The organism is Actinomyces ihuae, from assembly GCF_001457875.1.
GTDB classification, from domain to species: Bacteria; Actinomycetota; Actinomycetes; order Actinomycetales; family Actinomycetaceae; genus Pauljensenia; species Pauljensenia radingae_A.
This window is the reverse complement of sequence record NZ_CZPX01000003.1, coordinates 222,221-242,154: the sequence shown is the minus strand read 5'-3', so window position 1 is coordinate 242,154 and position 19,934 is coordinate 222,221. Positions and strand designations below refer to the sequence as shown.

Genomic DNA, 19,934 nt, shown 5'->3' with positions numbered 1-19,934 from the left:
AGGATCCTCCTTTCAAATAGCCCGTCGTCACTCATGAGTTCAGTGGAATAGTTTGGAGACCAGTGACAGTGCACTGTCTCCCACCGCATCCCCAAACTTCGATGCCGCAAATCCTCCGATTGCACCGCCGATGAGGCTGCCCGCGAGAATTCCAACGGGTCCACCAAACGTTCCGATCATACCGCCGATCTTCGCGCCAGCCGTAGCTCCAGCCCAGCTGCTGACACCACTGACAGCGGCGCGCGTACCGGCACGCGCGATACGCTCGCCTTCACCCATCTGAGGATTATGGGCATCGGCTTGATATTGCTCGTACCCCTTCAGTCCGGCACTGAGGACATTCATGCCCCTGCCGACCCACTTGGTGGCAGGATGCGAAAGAATTTTCGAGGCGCCCTTCGAAATCTTCGCAGCGGTACTTCCTGCCTGACCCGACTTTGCCATCCAGTTCTTCGCTTTGGTCATGGATGAAAGCCGCTCGAACGTGCCCATGCTCTTGGGGGAGACGAACTTGCCACCTGCCCCGCGTGGCGCGAAACGGAATCTTGAGTCCATCGGCAGCCACTGTGCGGCTTTACCAAGGTTCTTGGCGCGCGAGAAAGCCCAAGGTACCAGAGCCAACCCAAGACCTGGTGGGAAAAGGCTCTTAATGAGCTCTTCGAGGAAATTGAGTTGGTCTTCGCACGCACTATCCATTGTCTCGTGCGCTTCCTGCTCACTTTGACGCAGTTGGTAAGCAGTTTCACCCGCGGCGTTGTACGCCGTGACCTTCCTGTTGTACTCAGCAATTTCAGCAGGACTGGGGTCGCCAACGGGCGGAGTTGGTTCGTTGATCACGTCGCCCGTGACGATCAGACCATTGCCGGATGCTGTGCTTCGTGCTTGAGCAAAATCGTTGCGAATTCCTCTGATAGTGCCAGAAAACGTTGTCAGTGCTGTTGTGAATCTGCCCAAAGAATTTGCGCACTCGAGCAGAGAATCTATCGCTGTGCTGATCTTGTTGACAGACGCGTCATGTGTTTCGCCCTCCAGAGCATCACTGGTGGAGCGACGAACGTCCGAAAGGTTATCGACGTAGTCATCCAGTGAGTCTTTTGCTGCGTTCAGCGATGCGACAGATGAATCTATCTGCGACGGATCAGCTTCGACGCTGGTGTCAATTGCCATCTCAGTCTCATTCCCTTAGGGCTGCTGCGTGTAGGTTGAGGAAAATCGGCCTTGGTGTGTGGTATCAACGTGGACAAACGTCTTGATCGCCGTGTCCATGCCCGACGCGAATGTCTCGACCTGCTTGCCTGCTGCGGCGATGCTTTCCTGCAACGCTGTTGTGAAGGATGAACAGGCAGCGTCCGAACGCCCCGTTCCCTGTGGTGCGTTGAGCGTGATGCTGCGGATACTTGCGGCGGTTGAATGTGCCTCGCTGGCAGCCTTATGCGCCTCAGCGGTATCTACTACCAGATTCATACTTAGAGGCTACAGCGGGGTATTCGATCTTTCAATGGTGTGACTTAAACTACGGACTTCAGAGAATGTCAACTTCAATTGCCCCCTTGGAGTGATGTAGGTCATCTTGTTACGATGTGCACGCACCTAGTGACCGCGTAAAGGAGCAATGGTGAATACCACGTATCGTCGTCGCGTGGCTGCAGGAATTGCAGCCGGCACGTTTGTAACTTTAGGCTTCGGAGTAGCCGCACAGGCCGACACGGCGCAGTCAGATGCTGAGCCCATGTCGGCTTCTTCTGACTCACCAGCACCAGCACCGGCGCCGCGCACGTCAGAGCGAGCCGCCAGGCAGAACAATATTGTGACTCTTGATCTGTACAAGCTTACAGACGTTCACGGTCATATTTCCCAGGCGTCGAAGGGCGGGAATGTGACCGAAGCTGGCCTTGCCGCTGTTGGGTGTTACCTCGACCAGGCCCGTGCAGCCAACGACAACTCGACGTTTACGCTGCTGGGCGACAACATCGGAGCCAGTCCCTACGTCAGCGGCTCGTTGAACGATAATCCCACAATTGAAGCTCTCAACCTTTTGCGCCCGGATGCCTCGACGATCGGCAACCACGAACTCGACATGGGCCAGGAGGTCTTCAAGCAGCGGGTTGACGGTTCAGCTGCCGACCAGTTCGTCCAGGCTCAGTTCCCCTACCTGGCAGCCAATGTCAAAGGGATGGGCACCTACCGTAATGATCAGGGCGAAGAAGTACCCTACCTGGGTGACACGAAGATTGTGAGCACGCCCTCCGGTGTCAAGGTCGCTTTCATCGGTGCGATAGCGCAGGACGTTCCCTACAAGCTCTCACCCAAAACCACTGAGGGCCTGACATTTGACGACCCCATTGCGGCTGTCAACGACCTGGCAGGTTCCCTCAAGTCGAGCGGACAGGCCGACGTTGTGATCGCCATGCTTGACGACGACGTGAAGAACAACTTCCCGAAGATGGGGAAGAATGTCGACGGCCTCATGGGTGGTGACACGCACGTGCCATACGACTTCGACATGGTGGACGGAGCCGAAGGTAACAAGCTCTCAGCGGTGGCTTCCGGCTCGTACACCGACAACCTCGGCGTGCTGCACATCCAGTACGACACTGCGAAGAACACAGTTGTTGAATCCAGCGCGGACCTGATCCCCGCCAGCGAAATCGCGCAGTGCGGCGAGGATCCTGACATCAAGGACGTCGTCACCAACGCTGAGAAGATGGCGAAAGAAAAAGGCCAGAGCGTTGTTGCCACAATCGCTCCCAACGCGAAGTTCTCACGCGGAGTCTTCGACAAGGCCGAGGGAGAGTCGGCCGGCCCCGGATCCAACCGTGGCATCGAATCAACACTGGGAGGTCTGGCTGCAGACGCAATGCGTCACGCCGTGACCACCCCTGACGGCAAACCCGTGGACATCGGAATGATCAACGCCGGTGGCCTGCGAGCCGATCTTCAGGCCAATGACAAGGGCGAAATCACCTACGCCTCCACATTCGCGGTCATGCCATTTTCGAACCAGATTGGATACGTGACCCTCAAAGGCTCTGACATTAAGCAGGCACTTGAACAACAGTGGAAGACCAACCTCAATTCGCAAAACTCCCGTCCGATGCTCAAGCTTGGCCTTTCCTCCAATGTCTCCTACACCTATGATCCCGCCAAACCGTACGGTGAGCGCATCACATCCGTTCTCGTCAACGGAGCTCCGATCGACGAGGACGCCTCCTACACGGTGGGGTCGGTGACGTTCCTGCTTAGTGGCGGCGACAGCTTCGACGCCCTGACCAACGGCGGTGAACCGATCATTTCACAGGGACTCGACAGGGATTACTTCAATGAGTACCTCAAGGCTCACGAGGGGGAACTGGCCCCTCGAGCACTTAAAGGATCAGTCGGCCTGTCACTGTCAGGTGAGGCGGTGCCGAACAACTCGGTTATCTCGATCGACCTGCGTGGACTGTCCTTCAGTGAAGGCCCGGGAATCACCGACACGGTCACCGTGAGTGCAGGAAGCCAGAAGGCAACCGCCAAGGTGAATAACTCACTGGTCGAACCTCAGGCCAATACGGAGGCCAGCATCATCACCACTGATGGTGCAGGTCAGGCTCAGGTTGAACTGACTGCTCAGGCTGACTGCTCGGCGACCCCCGGACAGGTAGTCGAGCTGCCACTGACCGTGTCGACCGATGCCGGGGATGTTGTCACAGCGACCAATGGCCTGGTTGTGCGCGTCTCCTGCCCGGCCGCCCAGCGTCCCGTCGAGGAGGGAAAGGCGCCAGCAGGTGCCCCTCAGACCGGTAAGATCGCGCGGACAGGTGCCACCGATTCAGTTGCGATTGCTGCCCTGGTCCTTGCCGGCGTGGGAGCTGCGCTGACGATGCGTCGCCACCGCGCCTAAGATCGCTGTCACATCCGCCCTGGGCATCGCGCGGGTACGGAAATGCCCGCGCGATGCCCTACAGTGGAGTCGATGAATCAGCGTTATTTTTCAACCAGACGGCCACGTATCGCCCTTCCGGACCTGGGCTTCACCCAGACCGCAACGGAGCCTGACGCCGCCCTCGTCAATGACACAGGTGTCGATGCGCTGCTGGACGGGCTGAACGATCAGCAACGCGACGCCGTCACCCACGAGGGCAGTCCGCTTTTGATTCTGGCTGGTGCCGGGTCAGGTAAGACGCGTGTGCTGACCCATCGCATCGCCTGCCTGCTGGAAACGGGGCGCGCACGCCCCAGTGAAATCCTGGCGATCACCTTCACGAACAAAGCGGCAGCTGAGATGCGTGAACGCGTAGCGAACCTGATTGGGCCTGCGGCAAGATCCATGTGGGTGTCCACATTCCACTCGGCGTGTGTGCGGATCCTGCGCAAGGAACACGCTGCGGCAGACTTGACATCAACGTTCACGATTTACGATGCGCAAGATTCGCAGCGCCTGATACAGATGGTGCTCAAAGCCGCCAACGTCGATGTCAAACGCTTCACGCCGAAAATGGTGGCCGCACGAATCTCTGACCTGAAGAATGAGCTGGTCGCTCCCGTCCAGTTCGAGGCGAATGCGCCCAACGATCCGATCTCGCAGGTTGTGGCGGAAGCGTATGTCGAATACGACAAACGACTGCGCCAGGCCAATGCGCTCGATTTTGATGATCTGATTTCGCGCACAGTGGCCCTGCTTCGCGACAAACCCGCCGTCGCTGAGCACTACCACCGACGTTTCCGTCACATCCTGGTCGACGAATATCAGGACACGAACCACGCGCAGTACGTGCTGGTTCGACTGCTCACCGGCAGTGGCGATGACGGTGTCGACAGCGCGGAGCTGACAGTTGTGGGTGATTCGGACCAGTCGATCTACGCGTTTCGTGGCGCCACGATCCGCAACATCGAAGAATTCGAACGCGATTTTCCCGGTGCCCGCACGATCTTGCTGGAACAGAACTACCGATCCACGCAGAACATTTTGTCCGCAGCCAACGCCGTCATTGCTCGCAATCAGGGCCGCCGCCCGAAGAACTTGTGGACCGCTCACGGTGACGGGGCGCCGATCGTGGTGGCCGCACTGGACAGCGAATATGACGAAGCGCGTTTCCTCATCAAAGAAATCCGTCGCCTGCACGACCAGGGAATTGACGAGGGTGACATCGCGGTGTTTTATCGCACGAACGCGCAATCACGTGCCTTGGAAGAACTCCTGGTCCAACAGGGAATCGCCTACCGGCTGGTGGGTGGCACGCGCTTCTACGAACGCAAGGAAATCAAGGATGCGATCGCCTATCTGCAGGCCGTGGTCAACCCCGACGACACGGTGTCGCTGCGGCGGATCCTCAACACTCCGCGCCGCGGCATCGGTGCGCGCGCCGAGGGTGCATTGCTGGCGCACGCAGACCTGTATAACGTGTCGCTGGGTGAAGCGATTCGACACGTCTGGGTCCACGCAGGCAGTCCCGCTGGTGAAGGGGAAGGGATCGAGATCCCTGAAACAGAAGAAAAGTCAGCAGCGGAATCTGCCGGCGACCCTGTCCCGTCCGTTCAGGGGCTTACCCCGCGGGCATCTGCATCTGTCGCAGGTTTCTGGGGGCTGCTTGAAGCCGCACGCGCACTGGACAGGGCCGGCGCGCCGCCAGCCGATATTCTCGACGAGATCCTTGACCATTCCGGCTACCTTGCCGAACTCAAGCGCTCAGATGACCCTCAGGATGCATCGCGCGTGGAGAACCTGGCTGAACTGCACACTGCTGCCACGACGTTCCGTCAAAGTGAACCGGAAGGAACGCTGCTCGACTACCTCGAACGCGTCTCACTGGTGGCTGACTCCGACCAGGTGCCGTCCGATGAGGAGCGTGGCGGCTTTCTGACGCTGATGACCGTTCACACCGCTAAGGGCCTGGAATTTCCCGTTGTTTTCGTCACCGGTATGGAGGATGGCATCTTCCCGCACCAGCGCTCCCTGGGCGAAGAAGCTGAACTTGAAGAGGAACGCCGCCTCGCGTATGTGGCGATCACGCGAGCCCGCTCACGCCTGTACCTGACGAGGGCGGGGCAGCGTTCCGCCTGGGGCACACCGCAGGAATTTCCGCCCTCACGCTTCCTGGATGACATTCCGCCCGAGCTGATCGATGAGCGCTCCTCCATGACATCGACAGAACGCCTGCGTCAGGTGCACCGACAACGCGCCGACCGGTACGGTGACGCTGATGCGGCACCGGCATTCGGGTCAGGGCATTCAAATCTGAGGAGCGCTGCTTTTCGCCTTGCGGGTCGGCGCGCTGTCCGAATGGGAGTTCCACCGGCTCAACAGGCGGAGCCTCCCTCGGACACGACGTCGCTGGTACTGAAGACCGGTGACGTGGTCGAGCATGCGACGTTCGGACGTGGCACCGTGCTGAGCGTGGAAAACAGTGGGGCGCGGGCCGTGGCGCGTATTGACTTTGCCGGCCGGACGAAGAATCTGCTGATCCGAATGGCTCCGCTGACGAAGATTTCATAGGAATTTTGTCCAAAGGGTAGGACTGAAGGCCTCCTTCACGGTAGTCTGAAGGCGATGTCTCGATGTCAAGGTAATTTGTGGCGTCGAAGAAGATCGTGCGAATACTGAAAAGGAGACAGGCGTGGACCTATACGAGTACCAGGCGAAGGAACTGTTCAAATCGCATGACGTGCCAATCCTGCCGGGTATCGTCATCACCGAGGCTGACCAGGCAGTTGACGCTGCGAACACGTTGAACGCTGACCTTCTCGTCGTGAAAGCGCAGGTGAAAACGGGCGGCCGCGGGAAAGCCGGTGGCGTCAAACTGGCTCGCAGCGGCGACGAGGCCCGCGAACATGCCAGCAAGATTCTCGGCATGGACATTAAGGGACACACAGTTAACACAGTGATGATCACCGCCGGATGCGATATTGCCGAGGAATATTACTTCTCCATCTTGCTCGATCGTGCGAACCGTCAGCACCTGGCGATGTGTTCACGTGAAGGCGGCATGGACATTGAAACCCTCGCCAAGGAGCGCCCCGAAGCACTGGCCCGCGTTCCCCTGGATGCGCAGCGCGGCATTGACGAGGACGTTGCGCGCGACATCCTGACTCAAGCAGGATTCGAGGGCGACACGCTCGAAAAGATCGTGCCGATCCTCGTCAAGCTCTGGGACACCTATCACGGCGAAGATGCCACGCTGGTGGAAGTCAACCCGCTCGTCCTGACACCAGAAGGCGACGTCATCGCGCTGGACGGCAAAGTCACGCTCGATGACAACGCGCGCTTCCGTCATGCCGAGCATGAACAGCTCATCGATACTGCAGCTGAAGACCCTCGCGAAGCAATGGCGAAAGCTGCAGGCTTGAATTATGTGCGACTGCAGGGCGAAGTCGGCATCATCGGTAACGGTGCCGGCTTGGTGATGTCCACCCTCGACGTTGTTGCGCTCGCAGGTGAGGAATACGGTGTCAAGCCCGCGAACTTCCTGGACATCGGTGGCGGAGCGTCCGCTGACGTGATGGCCAAGGGCCTGGATGTCATCCTCGGAGACGAACAGGTGCGCGCCGTGTTCGTCAACGTGTTCGGTGGGATCACTGCATGCGACCAGGTGGCGCAAGGTATCGTTGAAGCACTGTCGATCCTCGGTGACAACGCCACGAAGCCGTTGGTGGTGCGCCTTGACGGAAACCGCGTTGATGAGGGACGCGAAATCCTCCAGCAAGCCAGTCACCCGTTGGTCCACATGGCACACACCATGGACGGAGCAGCCCGCATGGTGGCGCAGCTGGCTGCCGGCGTCGAGCCCGACCCTGAAGACACATCCGATCCGGCCGCCCCGCTGGCCTGAAACCTGGAAGCACAAGGAGACTTCTCATGTCGATTTTTCTTGACTCACACTCACGCGTCATCGTCCAGGGCATGACCGGATCAGAGGGACGCAAGCACACCCAGCGCATGCTCAACTCGGGCACCGCCATTGTCGGCGGCGTCAACCCGCGCAAAGCCGGACAGTCCGTGACATTCGATGTCCAGGGATACGGGCCGATGGCTGACCAGGTCACCGACGGCCCTGTCGACATCCCTGTGTTTGGAACGGTTGCAGAAGCAGTGAAGGAAACGGGTGCCACAGTATCGGCCATTTTCGTGCCGCCGGCATTTGCGAAAGACGCTGTACTCGAAGCTGTCGATGCCCGCGTGGAGACGGTCGTGGTCATCACCGAAGGCATCCCGGTCGCTGACTCCACGGAGTTCGTGGCCCGCGCACGTGAAGCGGGCGTGCGCGTGATCGGACCGAACTGCCCAGGCATTATCAGCCCCGGACAGTCGAACGTCGGCATCACCCCGGCAGATATCACCGGCCCAGGACGGCTGGGACTGGTATCGAAGTCCGGCACACTGACCTACCAGATGATGTTCGAACTGCGTGACATCGGCTTTACCACCTGCCTGGGAATCGGTGGTGATCCGGTTATTGGCACCACGCACATTGACGCGCTCGAAGCCTTTGAAAATGACCCCGACACCGAATTGGTCGTCATGATCGGTGAAATCGGTGGCGACGCGGAAGAGCGCGCAGCTCAGTGGATTTCCGAACACATGACCAAACCGGTGGTGGCCTACGTTGCCGGTTTCACGGCTCCGGAAGGCAAGACGATGGGGCATGCCGGCGCGATCGTGTCTGGATCTTCCGGCACGGCCGCGGCGAAGGCTGAAGCACTCGAGGCCGTCGGCGTGCGGGTGGGCCGTACACCTTCCCAAACTGCCATCATCGCTCGCGAGATTCTGCAGAAATAACATCCGGTCGTGCACCGCTGATCGTGAATGAACTTTCTCATGGTCGGCGGTGCACCTCCATGTGTGGGCGCGGATGCGAGACGATGAAGAACGATGACGCACTCACCTGACTCTTCCCCATCGCAGCGCCCTGACAGGCAGCGCGCAGAAGCGGACCTGTCCGCTGATGAGATCCCAACCGAGGTGGTTGGCGCGTGGCTTGAGGAGGAAGACCGTGAAGCAGGTGCGTCGCTGATTTTTGGGCCGGCTCACGATGAGGCAGACAGTGATGATGAACCCGAATTGGATAATTCGGAAAAAGAAACTGAACGCCTCGACCTTGACGGAGCCGACGAGACAGATGCCAAGGCGCCCTCGCCAATTCGAGTGGCCCCGGCACCTCAGGTGCACGACGAGGAACCTCACACCACTCGCACCGCCGTGCGGCGACGCACGATCCGCATCGCACTGCCTGACGGGTGGGCACGCTCCGGCCTGGCCGGCATTGAGGCGGCCCTGATCGGATGGGCGTTCATGATGGTCGTGACGCTGGTGGGGTACTGGTTCGTCTCGCAGAACCCCTGGCTGGCGTCGACCAGCTGGGACGATGCTCGGGCAGTGGGTGGTGACCTCTGGGCTGCGACGCTGGGAGCGCCGATCACGGTGGGGCAGAGCGACATCCTCGCCATTCCGACACTGCTCGGAGCGCTGCTGATCATCATTTTGCGTGTTCTTCTGCTGCCGGGACGGGATTTTCCTGCCGCCGCGCAGTGGATGGCTGTCCCCACGTTTGCAGTCACGGCGCTCATTACAGCTGGAGCGTCCTCGGCTCACATCAACGTGTGGCGCGCACTGCTCGGTGCGCTCGTCATTCCGCTTCTGGCAGCGACCTGGGCGGTAGTTGCTGCTCGACACACGTGGACATGGCCCACGATTTCATCTGAACGGCGCGAATCGTTGACATGGCTGTGGTCAGGGCTGCGCCTTGGTCGCGTTGCCGTGGCACTGACAGTGCTGTTCAGCCTGATCATGAGCGCCGTGTCAATCCTTGTTTCTCTCCAGCGTATCTCCGGTATCCACGAACTGCTCTTTGCTTCGACCAAGGACACGGTCATCATCAACATTGTCCAGGCCCTGTTTGCTCCGTCGATCATGGCATGCGCACTGGCGTGGATCGCGGGGCCTGGTTTCTACGTGGGTGCCGACGCCCTCCATTCAGCGGCGAACGCACCTGTTGCGCCGATTCCGGCGATCCCGATTCTTGCGGCCGTCCCACAGACAGCTCCGGGCCACTGGGTGGCCTGGGCGTTGGTGGGAGTGGGAATCCTGCTGGGCGCATGGGCGGCGTGGCGGCATCGTATGACGCACCTGTGGAAACAGGCGGCTGCGATGGGAGTGGCCACCGTGATCACTGCGCTCGTCATCGCAGCGTGGCTTGCCTCGTCGCGCATGTCGTTGGGGTCGACCCGTCTGAGCGTCGTTGGCCCGCGCGTGTGGTGGAGCGTGCTGTTCGTCGTACTGGAAGTGTGCATGGTCGCACTCGCGGTGTCCCTGGCAGCACATCCGACCACGATCGCGTGGGTGCGCCGAGCGGCCGCAGCTTTGACGGCGTGGACGAAGGCGCGTATTGCCGCATGGAAGAAGAATCGCGCCCAGTCATCGACGAGGGAGACGCCCCTTCCAGCTCCTGACCTGAATGAAGCCGGCGAAGAGACGCCGGAGGAAGAGGAAACGGCGCTGGAAGAAGAGGTGACCGAAGAACTGCCCGCTCCTCCGCGTGCTCCGGATGCCCGCATGGAAGCACTCAAAGCCAGCGCTGCGCCCACGGAACCCATCGCCGTGTCAGACAATACTGACAACAGTGACGAAGATCTGAAAGATCACAGCTAGGCGCATATCCAGCGCCGCCCTCGTACACTAAAAGAGGCCGCAACTGGCGAGGGTGGAGGACCACCGGGAAGCGGCTGAAGCAGCCTCGCACGGCGCCGCCCGCCTGGGCGCTGAGGACCGACCTTGAACCCCCTTGGAGGAAGAATTGTCAGTCCGTTTGGATAACCTCGAACCCGTTGATGTCCGCCCGATCCGCAGAGCACTGATCTCCGTTTACGACAAGACCGGCCTGGTTGACCTGGCTCGCGCACTCGCTGATGCTGGCGTCGAAATCGTGTCCACCGGTTCAACTGCACAAAAAATCCGTGACGCGAAGATTCCTGTGACGCCCGTGGAAGACGTGACTGGTTTCCCCGAGGTGCTGGAAGGTCGCGTCAAGACGCTGCATCCGAAGATCCATGCCGGCATTCTCGCTGATCAGCGCAAAGCCGATCACCGCCAGCAGCTCGAAGACCTGGGGATCGCAGCATTCGACCTGGTGGTATGCAATCTGTACCCATTTGAGGACACGGTTGACTCGGGCGCAGGATTCGACGAATGTGTTGAGCAGATTGACATCGGCGGCCCGTCGATGGTGCGCGCTGCTGCGAAGAACCATCCCTCCGTTGCCATTGCTACCAACCCGGAGCAATACGACGCGGTGATCGACGCTGCACGTTCTGAGGGATTCACTCTGGAGGAGCGTCGCGAACTGGCAGCGGCCGCATTCCGTCACACAGCAAATTACGACGCCGCCATCGCTGACTGGTTCGAAGACGAACTGGATGCTGATCTTGATGTTGACGAGTCGGCTGAAGCCGATGACGTTGATGACGCACAGTGGCCACCGGTGCTGGTCTCTGCTTTCGAACGCCTCCACACCTTGCGTTATGGCGAAAACCCGCATCAGGATGCCGCCGTATACGGCGACATCGTCGAGCTGATGGGTGAGGGTGAAGTTGACGTTGAGTTTGACGAACCAGGCGATGAACAGGACGGCGACGACACGACCCAGGACCTGCTGCCTGGCATCGCGAACGCGCGCCAACTGCATGGCAAAGCGATGAGCTACAACAACTACACCGATGGTGACGCAGCACTGCGCGCAGCATTTGACCATGACGAGCCGTGCGTGGCCATCATCAAGCACGCGAACCCGTGTGGGATCGCCATTGGCGCAGATGTGGCGGAAGCACACCGCAAGGCGCATGCATGCGATCCTGTGTCAGCATTCGGCGGAGTGATCGCAGTCAACCGTGAGGTCAGCGTCGAACTGGCCAGGCAGATCAAACCGATCTTTACCGAGGTCGTCCTGGCGCCCTCCTACGCCGAAGGCGCACTGGAAGTACTGGAAACGAAGAAGAACCTGCGAATCCTGCAGGTAGTGCCACCGGTACGCGGAGCCCTGGAGTTCAAGCAGATTTCCGGGGGACTGCTGGTGCAGGAACGCGACGACATTGACGCTGACGGTGACGACCCGGCGAACTGGACTTTGGCGGCAGGCGAGCCGGCCGACGAGGCAACACTGCGCGACCTGGAGTTCGCGTGGCGCACCGTGCGAGCCGTGCGGTCGAACTCAATCCTGCTGGTTCACGACGGTGCAAGCGTCGGGGTTGGCATGGGTCAGGTCAACCGCGTGGACTCCTGCCGTCTGGCGGTCGAACGCGCGAACACGCTGGGTGGCCGCACAACAGGTGACGCCGCTGCTGACAAGGTGGATTCGGCGGGCGGTGCACGCACAGCCGATGTGGTCGCTGACGAGCCGGAGCGCCGTTCCGAAGGTGCCGTTGCCGCCTCGGACGCATTCTTCCCGTTTGCTGACGGCCTCCAGGTGCTGATCGATGCCGGCGTGAAAGCGGTCGTTCAGCCCGGTGGATCGATCCGCGACAACGAGTCGATCGAAGCGGCACAGGCCGCTGGCATCACGATGTACATGACGGGAACCCGTCACTTCGCGCACTGACAGGCGCTCAACGATCTGCATATGCGGGGTAGAGTCAGCTCTACCCCGCAATGTAGATGGGGCTGTCTTCGCACGCATGAGTCCGCTTCCTCATAATGGAACGCAGACCGACACGTCAACGTGAGGAGCTTAGTCCATGTCCACGGTTGCCAAACGAATCATCATCGCCTTGGTGGCACTGATTGTTGTCGCCGCTGCGCTGCTTGGAGTCGCTGTCGTCAGGTGGGGACCCGACTTCGGTATTTGGCTGACTGAGCCCAGTCCACAGCGCTACGGTGAAGTCGCCCTCAGCCATCTTGACCAGGGAATCAACGCATCGTCCGAAGCCTGGCAGGATGAGCGTCCACGAGTCGAACAGGCAATCAGCGAAGCCACCAGCATTGACGAGGTCGACGCTGTCCTGTCCGATGCCGTCAAAATTGCGGGAACGAAGCACTCGTTCTTGATGATGCCGGACGAAGCGCAAGAAGCCGTCGACGAGTACGAGGCGCCGAGCGTGGAAGAAAACGACGGTGTCGTGACTGTTCACATGCCCGCGTTTATGGGCACACCCGACCAGGGCAGCGAATACGCGCAAACTATTGCGCAAGCTGTGTCCGGAGCGAATGTGTGCGCGGCGGTGATTGACCTCAGTGAAAACGGTGGTGGCGACATGGGACCGATGATTGCCGGTATCTCGCCACTGATTCCTGACGGTCCCGTGTCCTACTTTGTTACGGGCGGAGGCGAAAGCGCCGTCATGTTGGAGAGCGGGAAGGTCAGCGGCGGCGGAAGGCCCACGACCGTTGACATCACGGAAAAGTCAGAGGTGCCGGTCGCGATTGTCACCGGTGAACACACCGGCAGCTCCGGTGAGCAGGCTTTGCTCGCTTTTAAAGGCGTACCGAATACGCGCGTGTTTGGCCAGCCGACCGCAGGATATGCCACGGTCAATACACCGTTCCCGCTGTATGGAGGAAAGCAGCTTGTGGTCACAGTCGGCGTGACGAAAGACCGCATGGGAACGACTCACGCGGAAGATCCGATCGCACCGGATGTGACGGTGGAACCTGCTCAAGCGGTGAACGCGGCAACGCAATGGGCGCGCGACCAGGGTTGTCAGTAGATCGCTCAGCGTTGCCCTGTCGCGAACTCGCCTGTATTCACGTCGATGACCATGCGTTCAGGTCCGGCAATGGCGGGCTCAAAACGCATGATCCAGGACCAGTCCATGCGCATCTGGCCGGGGTCCTTGATGTTCTAATTTACCGACTGTAATATTAGGGTGTTAACTGCCGTGAAAGGACAATGATGACTGACGCTGCTTACCCATTCCAAGATGCTGCTTTGTCGACCACTGAACGCGTCGACGACCTGCTGGGACGCCTGACGGTTGAAGAAAAAGCCGGACAACTGACCCAGTACTTCTACCTCGCTATGGCGTTGAACCAGCAGGACGGCGCGCCCGCTGACGGAGAAGATGCGAACACAGCCCAACGCGCGATGGTGGAAAAAGCGATTAAAGCGGGGCGGGTAGGATCACTCCTGTTCGTCAACGAAGCCTCTGAGACGAACCGGCTGCAGAAACTGGCGATTGAGCACCATCGCTTCGGAATCCCATTGATCTTCGGCTACGACGTCATCCACGGTTTGCGTACCATCTTCCCGGTGCCACTGGCAATGGCAGCAAGCTGGGATCCTGACAGCGCCTCGGCCGCCCAGCGCATCGCAGCACGCGAGGCGCGTTCAGTCGGCATCCACTGGGCATTTGCACCGATGGTCGACATTGCACGAGACCCGCGATGGGGACGCATCATTGAAGGCGCAGGTGAAGATCCCTACCTGGGCAGTGCGATGGCTGCCGGACAGGTGGCAGGCTTCCAGGGCGGTGCGGGCGCGGACGGCGCTGTGCCAGGTGACGCCATCCTCGCTGGTCCCAAGCACTTTGCCGGTTACGGTGCGGCTCGCGGTGGCCGCGACTACGAAGACGTCGACCTGTCCGATTCGGAACTTCACAACGTGTATCTGCCTCCGTTCCGTGACGCTGTTGCCGCTGGCGCACGCAACATCATGAGCGCGTACATGGATCTGAACGGCGTGCCTGCCTCGGGCAACAAGTGGTTGCTGACCGACACGCTTCGCGACGAATTCGGCTTCAAGGGGTTCGTTGTGTCTGACGCGAACGCTGTCCACTCGCTCACCGTCCAGCACTTCGCCAAGGACCTGCCCGATGCGGGCGCGCGAGCCGTCAACGCCGGTCTTGATATGGAAATGGCGATGTTCGAGGCCGCATACGAGCACCTGCCCGAAGCGGTAGAGGACGGACGTGTCTCGATGGAGGTGCTGGATGAAGCTGTCCGTCGCGTACTGCGCGCCAAGTTCGACCTTGGCCTGTTTGAACATCCATATGTTGACGAAGGAGACGCTGCCGCAACCCTGTCCACACCTGAGCATCGCGACGCAGCACAGCACGCTGCTGAACGCACATTCGTGCTGTTGAAGAACGAACACTCCACGCTGCCGCTCAAGGCAGACAAGACGTCTTCCATCGCAGTGATCGGTGAGCTGGCCAACGCACGGCGAGACCCGTTGGGCCCATGGTGCTTCAAGTACGACATCGATGAAACAGTGACGATCCTGGACGGTATTCGCCAGCGCGCCGGTCAGGATGTGAGCGTTGAGTTTGAACCTGGCGCGGGAGTAGGGGAGCGCCTCTATCCCTCGATGTTCGACGATAATGAACCGGTCGTGGACCGCACCCCCGAGGACTGGGATGATGACGCGCACATTGACGCCGCCGTGAAACTTGCTGCACGCAGTGATGTTGCGGTCGTGGTGATCGGCCAGCATCAGAACCAGATCGGTGAGAAGGCCTCCGTGTCCACCTTGGAACTCCAGGGGCGCCAACTGGAGCAGCTCCAGCGTCTGGCAGAGACGGGAACCCCCCTCGTTGTCCTGTGTATGTCGGCCCGCCCGCTGGACCTGACTTGTGTTGATAGTCATGAGGGCGTCGGTGCGATCATGCAGGTCTGGTATCCGGGGACGCGTGCAGGTGCAGCCGTGGCAGCCGCGCTGTTTGGTGATGTCTCGCCTGCCGGTCGTCTGCCGATCACATGGCCACGCAACGTGGGGCAGGTGCCGATGGTCTACAACCACTACCGCACGTTCCAGCCCGAAGGCGCAGGTGAGCGTTACTTCAACGAGCCGAGCACGCCGCTCTACCCGTTCGGATACGGCTTGAGCTACGCGTCATTTGAGTATTCGAATCCGCGTTTGGATCGTGACCAGATCCGCGTCGGTGAGACAGCCACGCTCAGCGTTGACGTCACGAATACCGGGGATGTGGATGCCGACGAGGTTACCCAGCTGTACATCCACCAGTGCTACGGCACGTCCTCGAGGCCTTTGCGTGAGCTTAAGGGATTCTCACGTGTGAGCATCCCGGCCGGTGAGACCGTGACGGTGACGTTCCCCCTCGGCCCCGATCAACTGCGGTACTGGAGCGCGGTCACGAAGGACTGGATCCAGGACGCCACGCGCATCGAACTGTATGTGGGTGGTGATTCCAATGCGCCTTTGGCAGGTTCGCTGACGGTGACGCAGTGATTGTGGCGCATGGGCCGTCCGTACGGCTACGATGAGCCTGTGAGCACTGAAAATCGTCCTGTTCTTGTTGTTGACTTTGGCGCCCAGTACGCGCAGCTGATTGCGCGTCGTGTCCGTGAGACCTCTGCGTACTCGGAGATCGTGCCGCATACGATGCCGGCCGTTGAGATGCTTGCGAAGGATCCGGCTGCGGTGATCCTGTCCGGCGGCCCGTCATCTGTGTACGCGGACAACGCGCCAACGTTTGACACTGAGCTGTTCACGTCAGGCGTCCCAGTGCTCGGCATTTGCTATGGGTTCCAGGTCATGGCGAAGGCTTTGGGCGGCACCGTCGGCAAGACGGGAACGCGCGAATACGGCCATACGTCGCTCACGATTGACGAGGGCGCCTCCAGCGCGCTGCTTGCTGGTACTCCGGCAGAACAGTCCGTGTGGATGAGTCACGGTGATGCGGTGCAGCAGGCGCCGGATGGTTTCACTGTGACGGCCAGCACGCAGGAAACACCTGTTGCCGCGTTCGAGGATCAGTCGCGCCGGCTCTATGGTGTGCAGTGGCACCCTGAGGTGCATCACAGCGAGTTTGGCCAGAAGCTCATTGAGAACTTCATTCACGAGTGTGCGGGTATTGGCACTGATTGGACTCCCGGGTCGATTATTGATGATCAGGTGGCGCGTATTCGTGAGCAGGTGGGCGATGCGCGCGTGATCTGCGGTCTGTCCGGCGGCGTGGATTCCTCGGTTGCTGCCGCGCTGGTGCACAAAGCGGTGGGCGATCAGCTGACGTGTATTTTTGTTGATCACGGGTTGCTGCGTGCGGGTGAGCGTGAGCAGGTCGAGCATGATTACGCGGGCACGATGGGGATCCGCGTGGTGACGGTGGACGAGTCGGAGCGTTTCCTGAATGCTCTGGCTGGCGTGAGCGACCCGGAGCAAAAACGCAAGATCATTGGCCGCGAGTTCATTCGTTCTTTCGAGGCTGCGCAATTGAAACTGGTGCGTGAGGCCGGTGAAGCGGGCGCGGAGATCAAGTTCCTCGTACAGGGCACGCTGTACCCCGACGTTGTTGAATCCGGTGGCGGCGAGGGTGCTGCGAACATCAAGTCGCACCACAATGTCGGTGGACTGCCGGAGGACTTGAACTTTGAGCTGGTGGAGCCGCTGCGCACGCTGTTCAAGGATGAGGTGCGCGCCATTGGCCTGGAACTGGGCGTGCCGGAGAACATTGTGTGGCGTCAGCCGTTCCCCGGTCCTGGCCTGGGAATTCGCATCATTGGTGACGTGACGCGCGAACGCCTGGAGATTCTGCGCGCCGCGGATCTGATTGCCCGCGAGGAGCTGACCGCTGCCGGGCTGGATCGTGAGATCTGGCAGTGTCCGGTGGTGTTGCTGGCGAATGTGCATTCGGTTGGTGTTCAGGGCGATGGCCGCACCTATGGCCATCCGATTGTGCTGCGCCCCGTGTCGTCCGAGGATGCCATGACGGCCGACTGGTCGCGCGTACCGTTCGATGTCCTGGCCCGCATCTCTAACCGCATCACCAACGCGGTGCCCGAGGTCAACCGTGTTGTCCTGGACGTGACCAGCAAGCCGCCGGCAACGATTGAGTGGGAGTAACGGAAGGGCATATTTCTCCAGCTAAGCATGCTAAACCCCTCTGTCGACTTGCGCTTGGCAGAGGGGTTCTTTAAGCCTTTGGAAGCCTCTTGGGGCCATTTCGGCAACCGTCGCGCTAAATCCCAAGCGCCCTCATCTCTATCGAGCAGCGGTACCTGTCCTCCTGGTCCAGCAGCTTGAAGGCCGATATCTCGTAGCGCGGCAGGTCGCCGCGAAGTCCCTGACCGCGCGCGAAGGCGACGAGCGAAGCGTGGGCGCGACCGAGTCCCGAGCAGGGGCCGTCGTAGCTCGCGACCACGTACTCGCCGGCCTCGAGCTCGACGGTCGCGCCGCTATAGGCGGAATCGTCCGGCAGCACGTAGAACAGGTCGTCGTAAGCAACGTCTCGATCAGGAGTGGGCGCTTCCCTGCACACGCCGCCATAGGGTGCGAGCTCTGCCATCAGACCAGCCTCGGCGAGAAGCGCTGCGACTTCCAGGTCACGTCTCACGACCAGGTCGTCAGGATAGGCGCCGAGGCCGACTGCGGCGACGCCGAGCATGGCGATCCTTCGCGCAGGGCGCCTGATGACCCCGATGGACCTGGCATCTATCTCGCATGCTGCTCGGGCCTGCCGGGCGACCTCGTCTATACGCTCGAGGGATTTTCGCAAGCTCGCAATGCGAGCTTCAATCTTGCCGCGTGTGGCATCGAGCGACGTGGCAAGAGCGCGCGCGTCGTCGGTCTCGAGCACACGCTTCACCTCCTGCAACGGCATGCCGGAATCCGCCAGAGCCCTCACCGACAGGAACCGGTAGCGCTGCGATGCCAGGTACAACCTGTAACCGCTCTCCGCAACACGAGCAGGCTTCAGGAGCCCCATCTGGTCGTAGTGGATGAGCGTGTTCTTCGTCGTGCCGCACAGCTCGGCGAACTCGCCGGATTTTAGGAATCTCATTTTCGCCCCTTGACTCTATGGTTACCCGAGAGTTTAGCATAGCTTTTGCTATGGAACATCGAAAGGATTGGGGGTCCCATGTACTACCTCTTTTTGGCGGTCGCCGTCGTCTTTGAATGCGGTGCTACGTTCTACATGAAGCTGTCGGACGGCTTCAGCCAGCTCGGTCCGTCCATCGGCTGCCTGGCGCTCTACGGCCTCTGCTTCGGGTTCTTCTCGAAGGCGCTGCAGGGCATTCCGCTGAGCGTCGCCTACGCGTCGTGGGGCGCACTCGGCATCATCATGGCCACGGGGATATCGGTGTTCGCATTCAAGGAGCCGCTCAATGCCCCGATGATCGCGGGCATTGTCATGTGCGTCGCAGGGGTCCTCGTCGTGAACATCTTCTCTACCCACTAGTCGCAGGCAGGGCATTTCGCCTGAACGTTGCACGAAGGTGCTACACATCGTATCGCGAAGAGCCGAGCGGGGTTCGTCCTTTCGTTGGATCCGTCCGCTTGTTAAGAGCGCCCAAGCCTAAAACGAGTACACGATTCTGCTGATTTGTACTCACCTTTTAAAAATGAGTAATACTCCCCATCACTGACCTGCGGCTGTGACTACTCCCCGAGGGTCTCGTGATCACTCCCCGAGGGCTGAGTACAGAAAGTGTACTCAGTGGTGAGTACAGGTGAGTACACCCTTGGAGCCGCTTCGTGAAAATACTCCCCAATAACGAAACGCCACGAGCGAGCACGCAGCGGCACGGGCGAGCACGAGACGACAAACTGTTAGCGTGTGGAAACTAGCCTTGTGACAGTTGAGTGGGAATAGATCCCGGTCATTTGAAAAGGCATCTTGGCAAATTCGGGGTAACCGGCGAGACATCAAGAATAATATGCGGAAATGGTCTAATCGCTTTAGTCCGGAGGCGCCGGATTATGCGGTGGCAGCGGCCGGCTCTCTCCTTAATCTCTCAGCTCATAAATGATCCGGTTACCCCGTGGGTAAGGCGCGATGCGCTGAACCTTTACCCGTTGAGCTTCCGCGAGTTTTTTCGATGCAACCGGGAACGTCCCTCTGCGGAAGCTACTGGATTCCGAGAACACCGACAGCGTGAAATCGTTTGTGTCAAAACTTACGGCGCTGTTACGCCAATACTACGTGGTCGGGGGCATGCCGGCGGCGGTTGACGCCTTCGCGCAGAATGCGGGACTCGCGGAGGTGCGTATGATTCAAACCGGCATTGTAAG

13 protein-coding genes and 1 riboswitch are annotated in these 19,934 nt (G+C 60.1%); of the genes, 10 read left to right on the top strand and 3 right to left on the bottom strand.

Annotated elements, in window-relative coordinates:
• Window positions 1-39: 39 nt before the first annotated feature.
• Both BN3002_RS01110 and BN3002_RS01105 read right to left on the bottom strand, forming a co-directional pair.
• Window positions 40-1,167: a tape measure protein gene (locus BN3002_RS01110; protein ID WP_058236208.1), complete on the bottom strand. Its 1,128-nt coding sequence runs from the start codon at window positions 1,165-1,167 to the stop codon at window positions 40-42.
• Window positions 1,168-1,182: 15 nt separating this feature from the next.
• Window positions 1,183-1,464 (bottom strand): hypothetical protein, encoded by a 282-nt coding sequence (locus tag BN3002_RS01105; RefSeq protein WP_058236207.1) that lies wholly within the window; start codon window positions 1,462-1,464, stop codon window positions 1,183-1,185.
• Window positions 1,465-1,612: 148 nt separating this feature from the next.
• Here BN3002_RS01105 and BN3002_RS01100 point away from each other — a divergent pair, with 148 nt between their 5' ends.
• From BN3002_RS01100 to guaA, 9 genes are all read left to right on the top strand, one after another.
• Complete coding sequence (locus BN3002_RS01100) at window positions 1,613-3,883, top strand: bifunctional metallophosphatase/5'-nucleotidase (protein ID WP_082628469.1); 2,271 nt, start codon at window positions 1,613-1,615, stop codon at window positions 3,881-3,883.
• 72 nt (window positions 3,884-3,955) lie between these two features.
• Entirely contained in the window at window positions 3,956-6,475 is a 2,520-nt protein-coding gene (locus BN3002_RS01095; protein ID WP_058236206.1) for an ATP-dependent helicase, read from the top strand.
• A 121-nt stretch (window positions 6,476-6,596) separates the two neighbouring features.
• Complete coding sequence (gene sucC, locus BN3002_RS01090) at window positions 6,597-7,808, top strand: ADP-forming succinate--CoA ligase subunit beta (RefSeq protein ID WP_058236205.1); 1,212 nt, start codon at window positions 6,597-6,599, stop codon at window positions 7,806-7,808.
• A 26-nt stretch (window positions 7,809-7,834) separates the two neighbouring features.
• Window positions 7,835-8,755 (top strand): succinate--CoA ligase subunit alpha, encoded by a 921-nt coding sequence (gene sucD / locus BN3002_RS01085; RefSeq protein WP_058236204.1) that lies wholly within the window; start codon window positions 7,835-7,837, stop codon window positions 8,753-8,755.
• A 93-nt stretch (window positions 8,756-8,848) separates the two neighbouring features.
• Entirely contained in the window at window positions 8,849-10,624 is a 1,776-nt protein-coding gene (locus tag BN3002_RS01080; RefSeq protein ID WP_058236203.1) for a cell division protein PerM, read from the top strand.
• A gap of 29 nt (window positions 10,625-10,653) precedes the next feature.
• Window positions 10,654-10,740, top strand: a riboswitch (ZMP/ZTP riboswitch).
• A 29-nt stretch (window positions 10,741-10,769) separates the two neighbouring features.
• The gene (locus BN3002_RS01075) at window positions 10,770-12,566 is read left to right on the top strand and encodes a bifunctional phosphoribosylaminoimidazolecarboxamide formyltransferase/inosine monophosphate cyclohydrolase (protein ID WP_058236245.1); all 1,797 of its coding nucleotides are present in this window, start codon (window positions 10,770-10,772) and stop codon (window positions 12,564-12,566) included.
• 136 nt (window positions 12,567-12,702) lie between these two features.
• Window positions 12,703-13,671: a S41 family peptidase gene (locus tag BN3002_RS01070; RefSeq protein WP_058236202.1), complete on the top strand. Its 969-nt coding sequence runs from the start codon at window positions 12,703-12,705 to the stop codon at window positions 13,669-13,671.
• Window positions 13,672-13,856: 185 nt separating this feature from the next.
• Window positions 13,857-16,151 carry a glycoside hydrolase family 3 N-terminal domain-containing protein gene (locus BN3002_RS01065; RefSeq protein WP_058236201.1) on the top strand — a complete coding sequence of 765 codons (2,295 nt, stop codon included), beginning with the start codon at window positions 13,857-13,859 and terminating at the stop codon, window positions 16,149-16,151.
• Between the two features lie 39 nt (window positions 16,152-16,190).
• On the top strand, window positions 16,191-17,765 hold the full coding sequence (guaA, locus tag BN3002_RS01060) for a glutamine-hydrolyzing GMP synthase (protein WP_257525372.1): 1,575 nt from the start codon (window positions 16,191-16,193) through the stop codon (window positions 17,763-17,765).
• A gap of 115 nt (window positions 17,766-17,880) precedes the next feature.
• On the opposite strand, the gene BN3002_RS01055 is transcribed toward guaA, so the two are convergent.
• Window positions 17,881-18,702: a MerR family transcriptional regulator gene (locus BN3002_RS01055; RefSeq protein ID WP_058236199.1), complete on the bottom strand. Its 822-nt coding sequence runs from the start codon at window positions 18,700-18,702 to the stop codon at window positions 17,881-17,883.
• Between the two features lie 78 nt (window positions 18,703-18,780).
• Here BN3002_RS01055 and BN3002_RS01050 point away from each other — a divergent pair, with 78 nt between their 5' ends.
• Window positions 18,781-19,101, top strand: a complete 321-nt coding sequence (locus tag BN3002_RS01050; RefSeq protein WP_058236198.1) for a DMT family transporter — start codon at window positions 18,781-18,783, stop codon at window positions 19,099-19,101.
• The last annotated feature ends 833 nt before the right edge of the window (window positions 19,102-19,934 follow it).

What these genes read in the sequence shown, in the direction of transcription:
- sucD (WP_058236204.1), top strand. Translation starts at nt 7,835, where the DNA reads ATGTCGATTTTTCTTGACTCACACTCACGCGTCATCGTCCAGGGCATG.
- BN3002_RS01070 (WP_058236202.1), top strand. Translation starts at nt 12,703, where the DNA reads ATGTCCACGGTTGCCAAACGAATCATCATCGCCTTGGTGGCACTGATT.
- BN3002_RS01065 (WP_058236201.1), top strand. Translation starts at nt 13,857, where the DNA reads ATGACTGACGCTGCTTACCCATTCCAAGATGCTGCTTTGTCGACCACT.
- BN3002_RS01050 (WP_058236198.1), top strand. Translation starts at nt 18,781, where the DNA reads ATGTACTACCTCTTTTTGGCGGTCGCCGTCGTCTTTGAATGCGGTGCT.
- BN3002_RS01055 (WP_058236199.1), bottom strand. Translation starts at nt 18,702, where the DNA reads ATGAGATTCCTAAAATCCGGCGAGTTCGCCGAGCTGTGCGGCACGACG.
- BN3002_RS01080 (WP_058236203.1), top strand. Translation starts at nt 8,849, where the DNA reads ATGACGCACTCACCTGACTCTTCCCCATCGCAGCGCCCTGACAGGCAG.
- BN3002_RS01100 (WP_082628469.1), top strand. Translation starts at nt 1,613, where the DNA reads ATGGTGAATACCACGTATCGTCGTCGCGTGGCTGCAGGAATTGCAGCC.
- BN3002_RS01105 (WP_058236207.1), bottom strand. Translation starts at nt 1,464, where the DNA reads ATGAATCTGGTAGTAGATACCGCTGAGGCGCATAAGGCTGCCAGCGAG.
- BN3002_RS01095 (WP_058236206.1), top strand. Translation starts at nt 3,956, where the DNA reads ATGAATCAGCGTTATTTTTCAACCAGACGGCCACGTATCGCCCTTCCG.
- BN3002_RS01110 (WP_058236208.1), bottom strand. Translation starts at nt 1,167, where the DNA reads ATGGCAATTGACACCAGCGTCGAAGCTGATCCGTCGCAGATAGATTCA.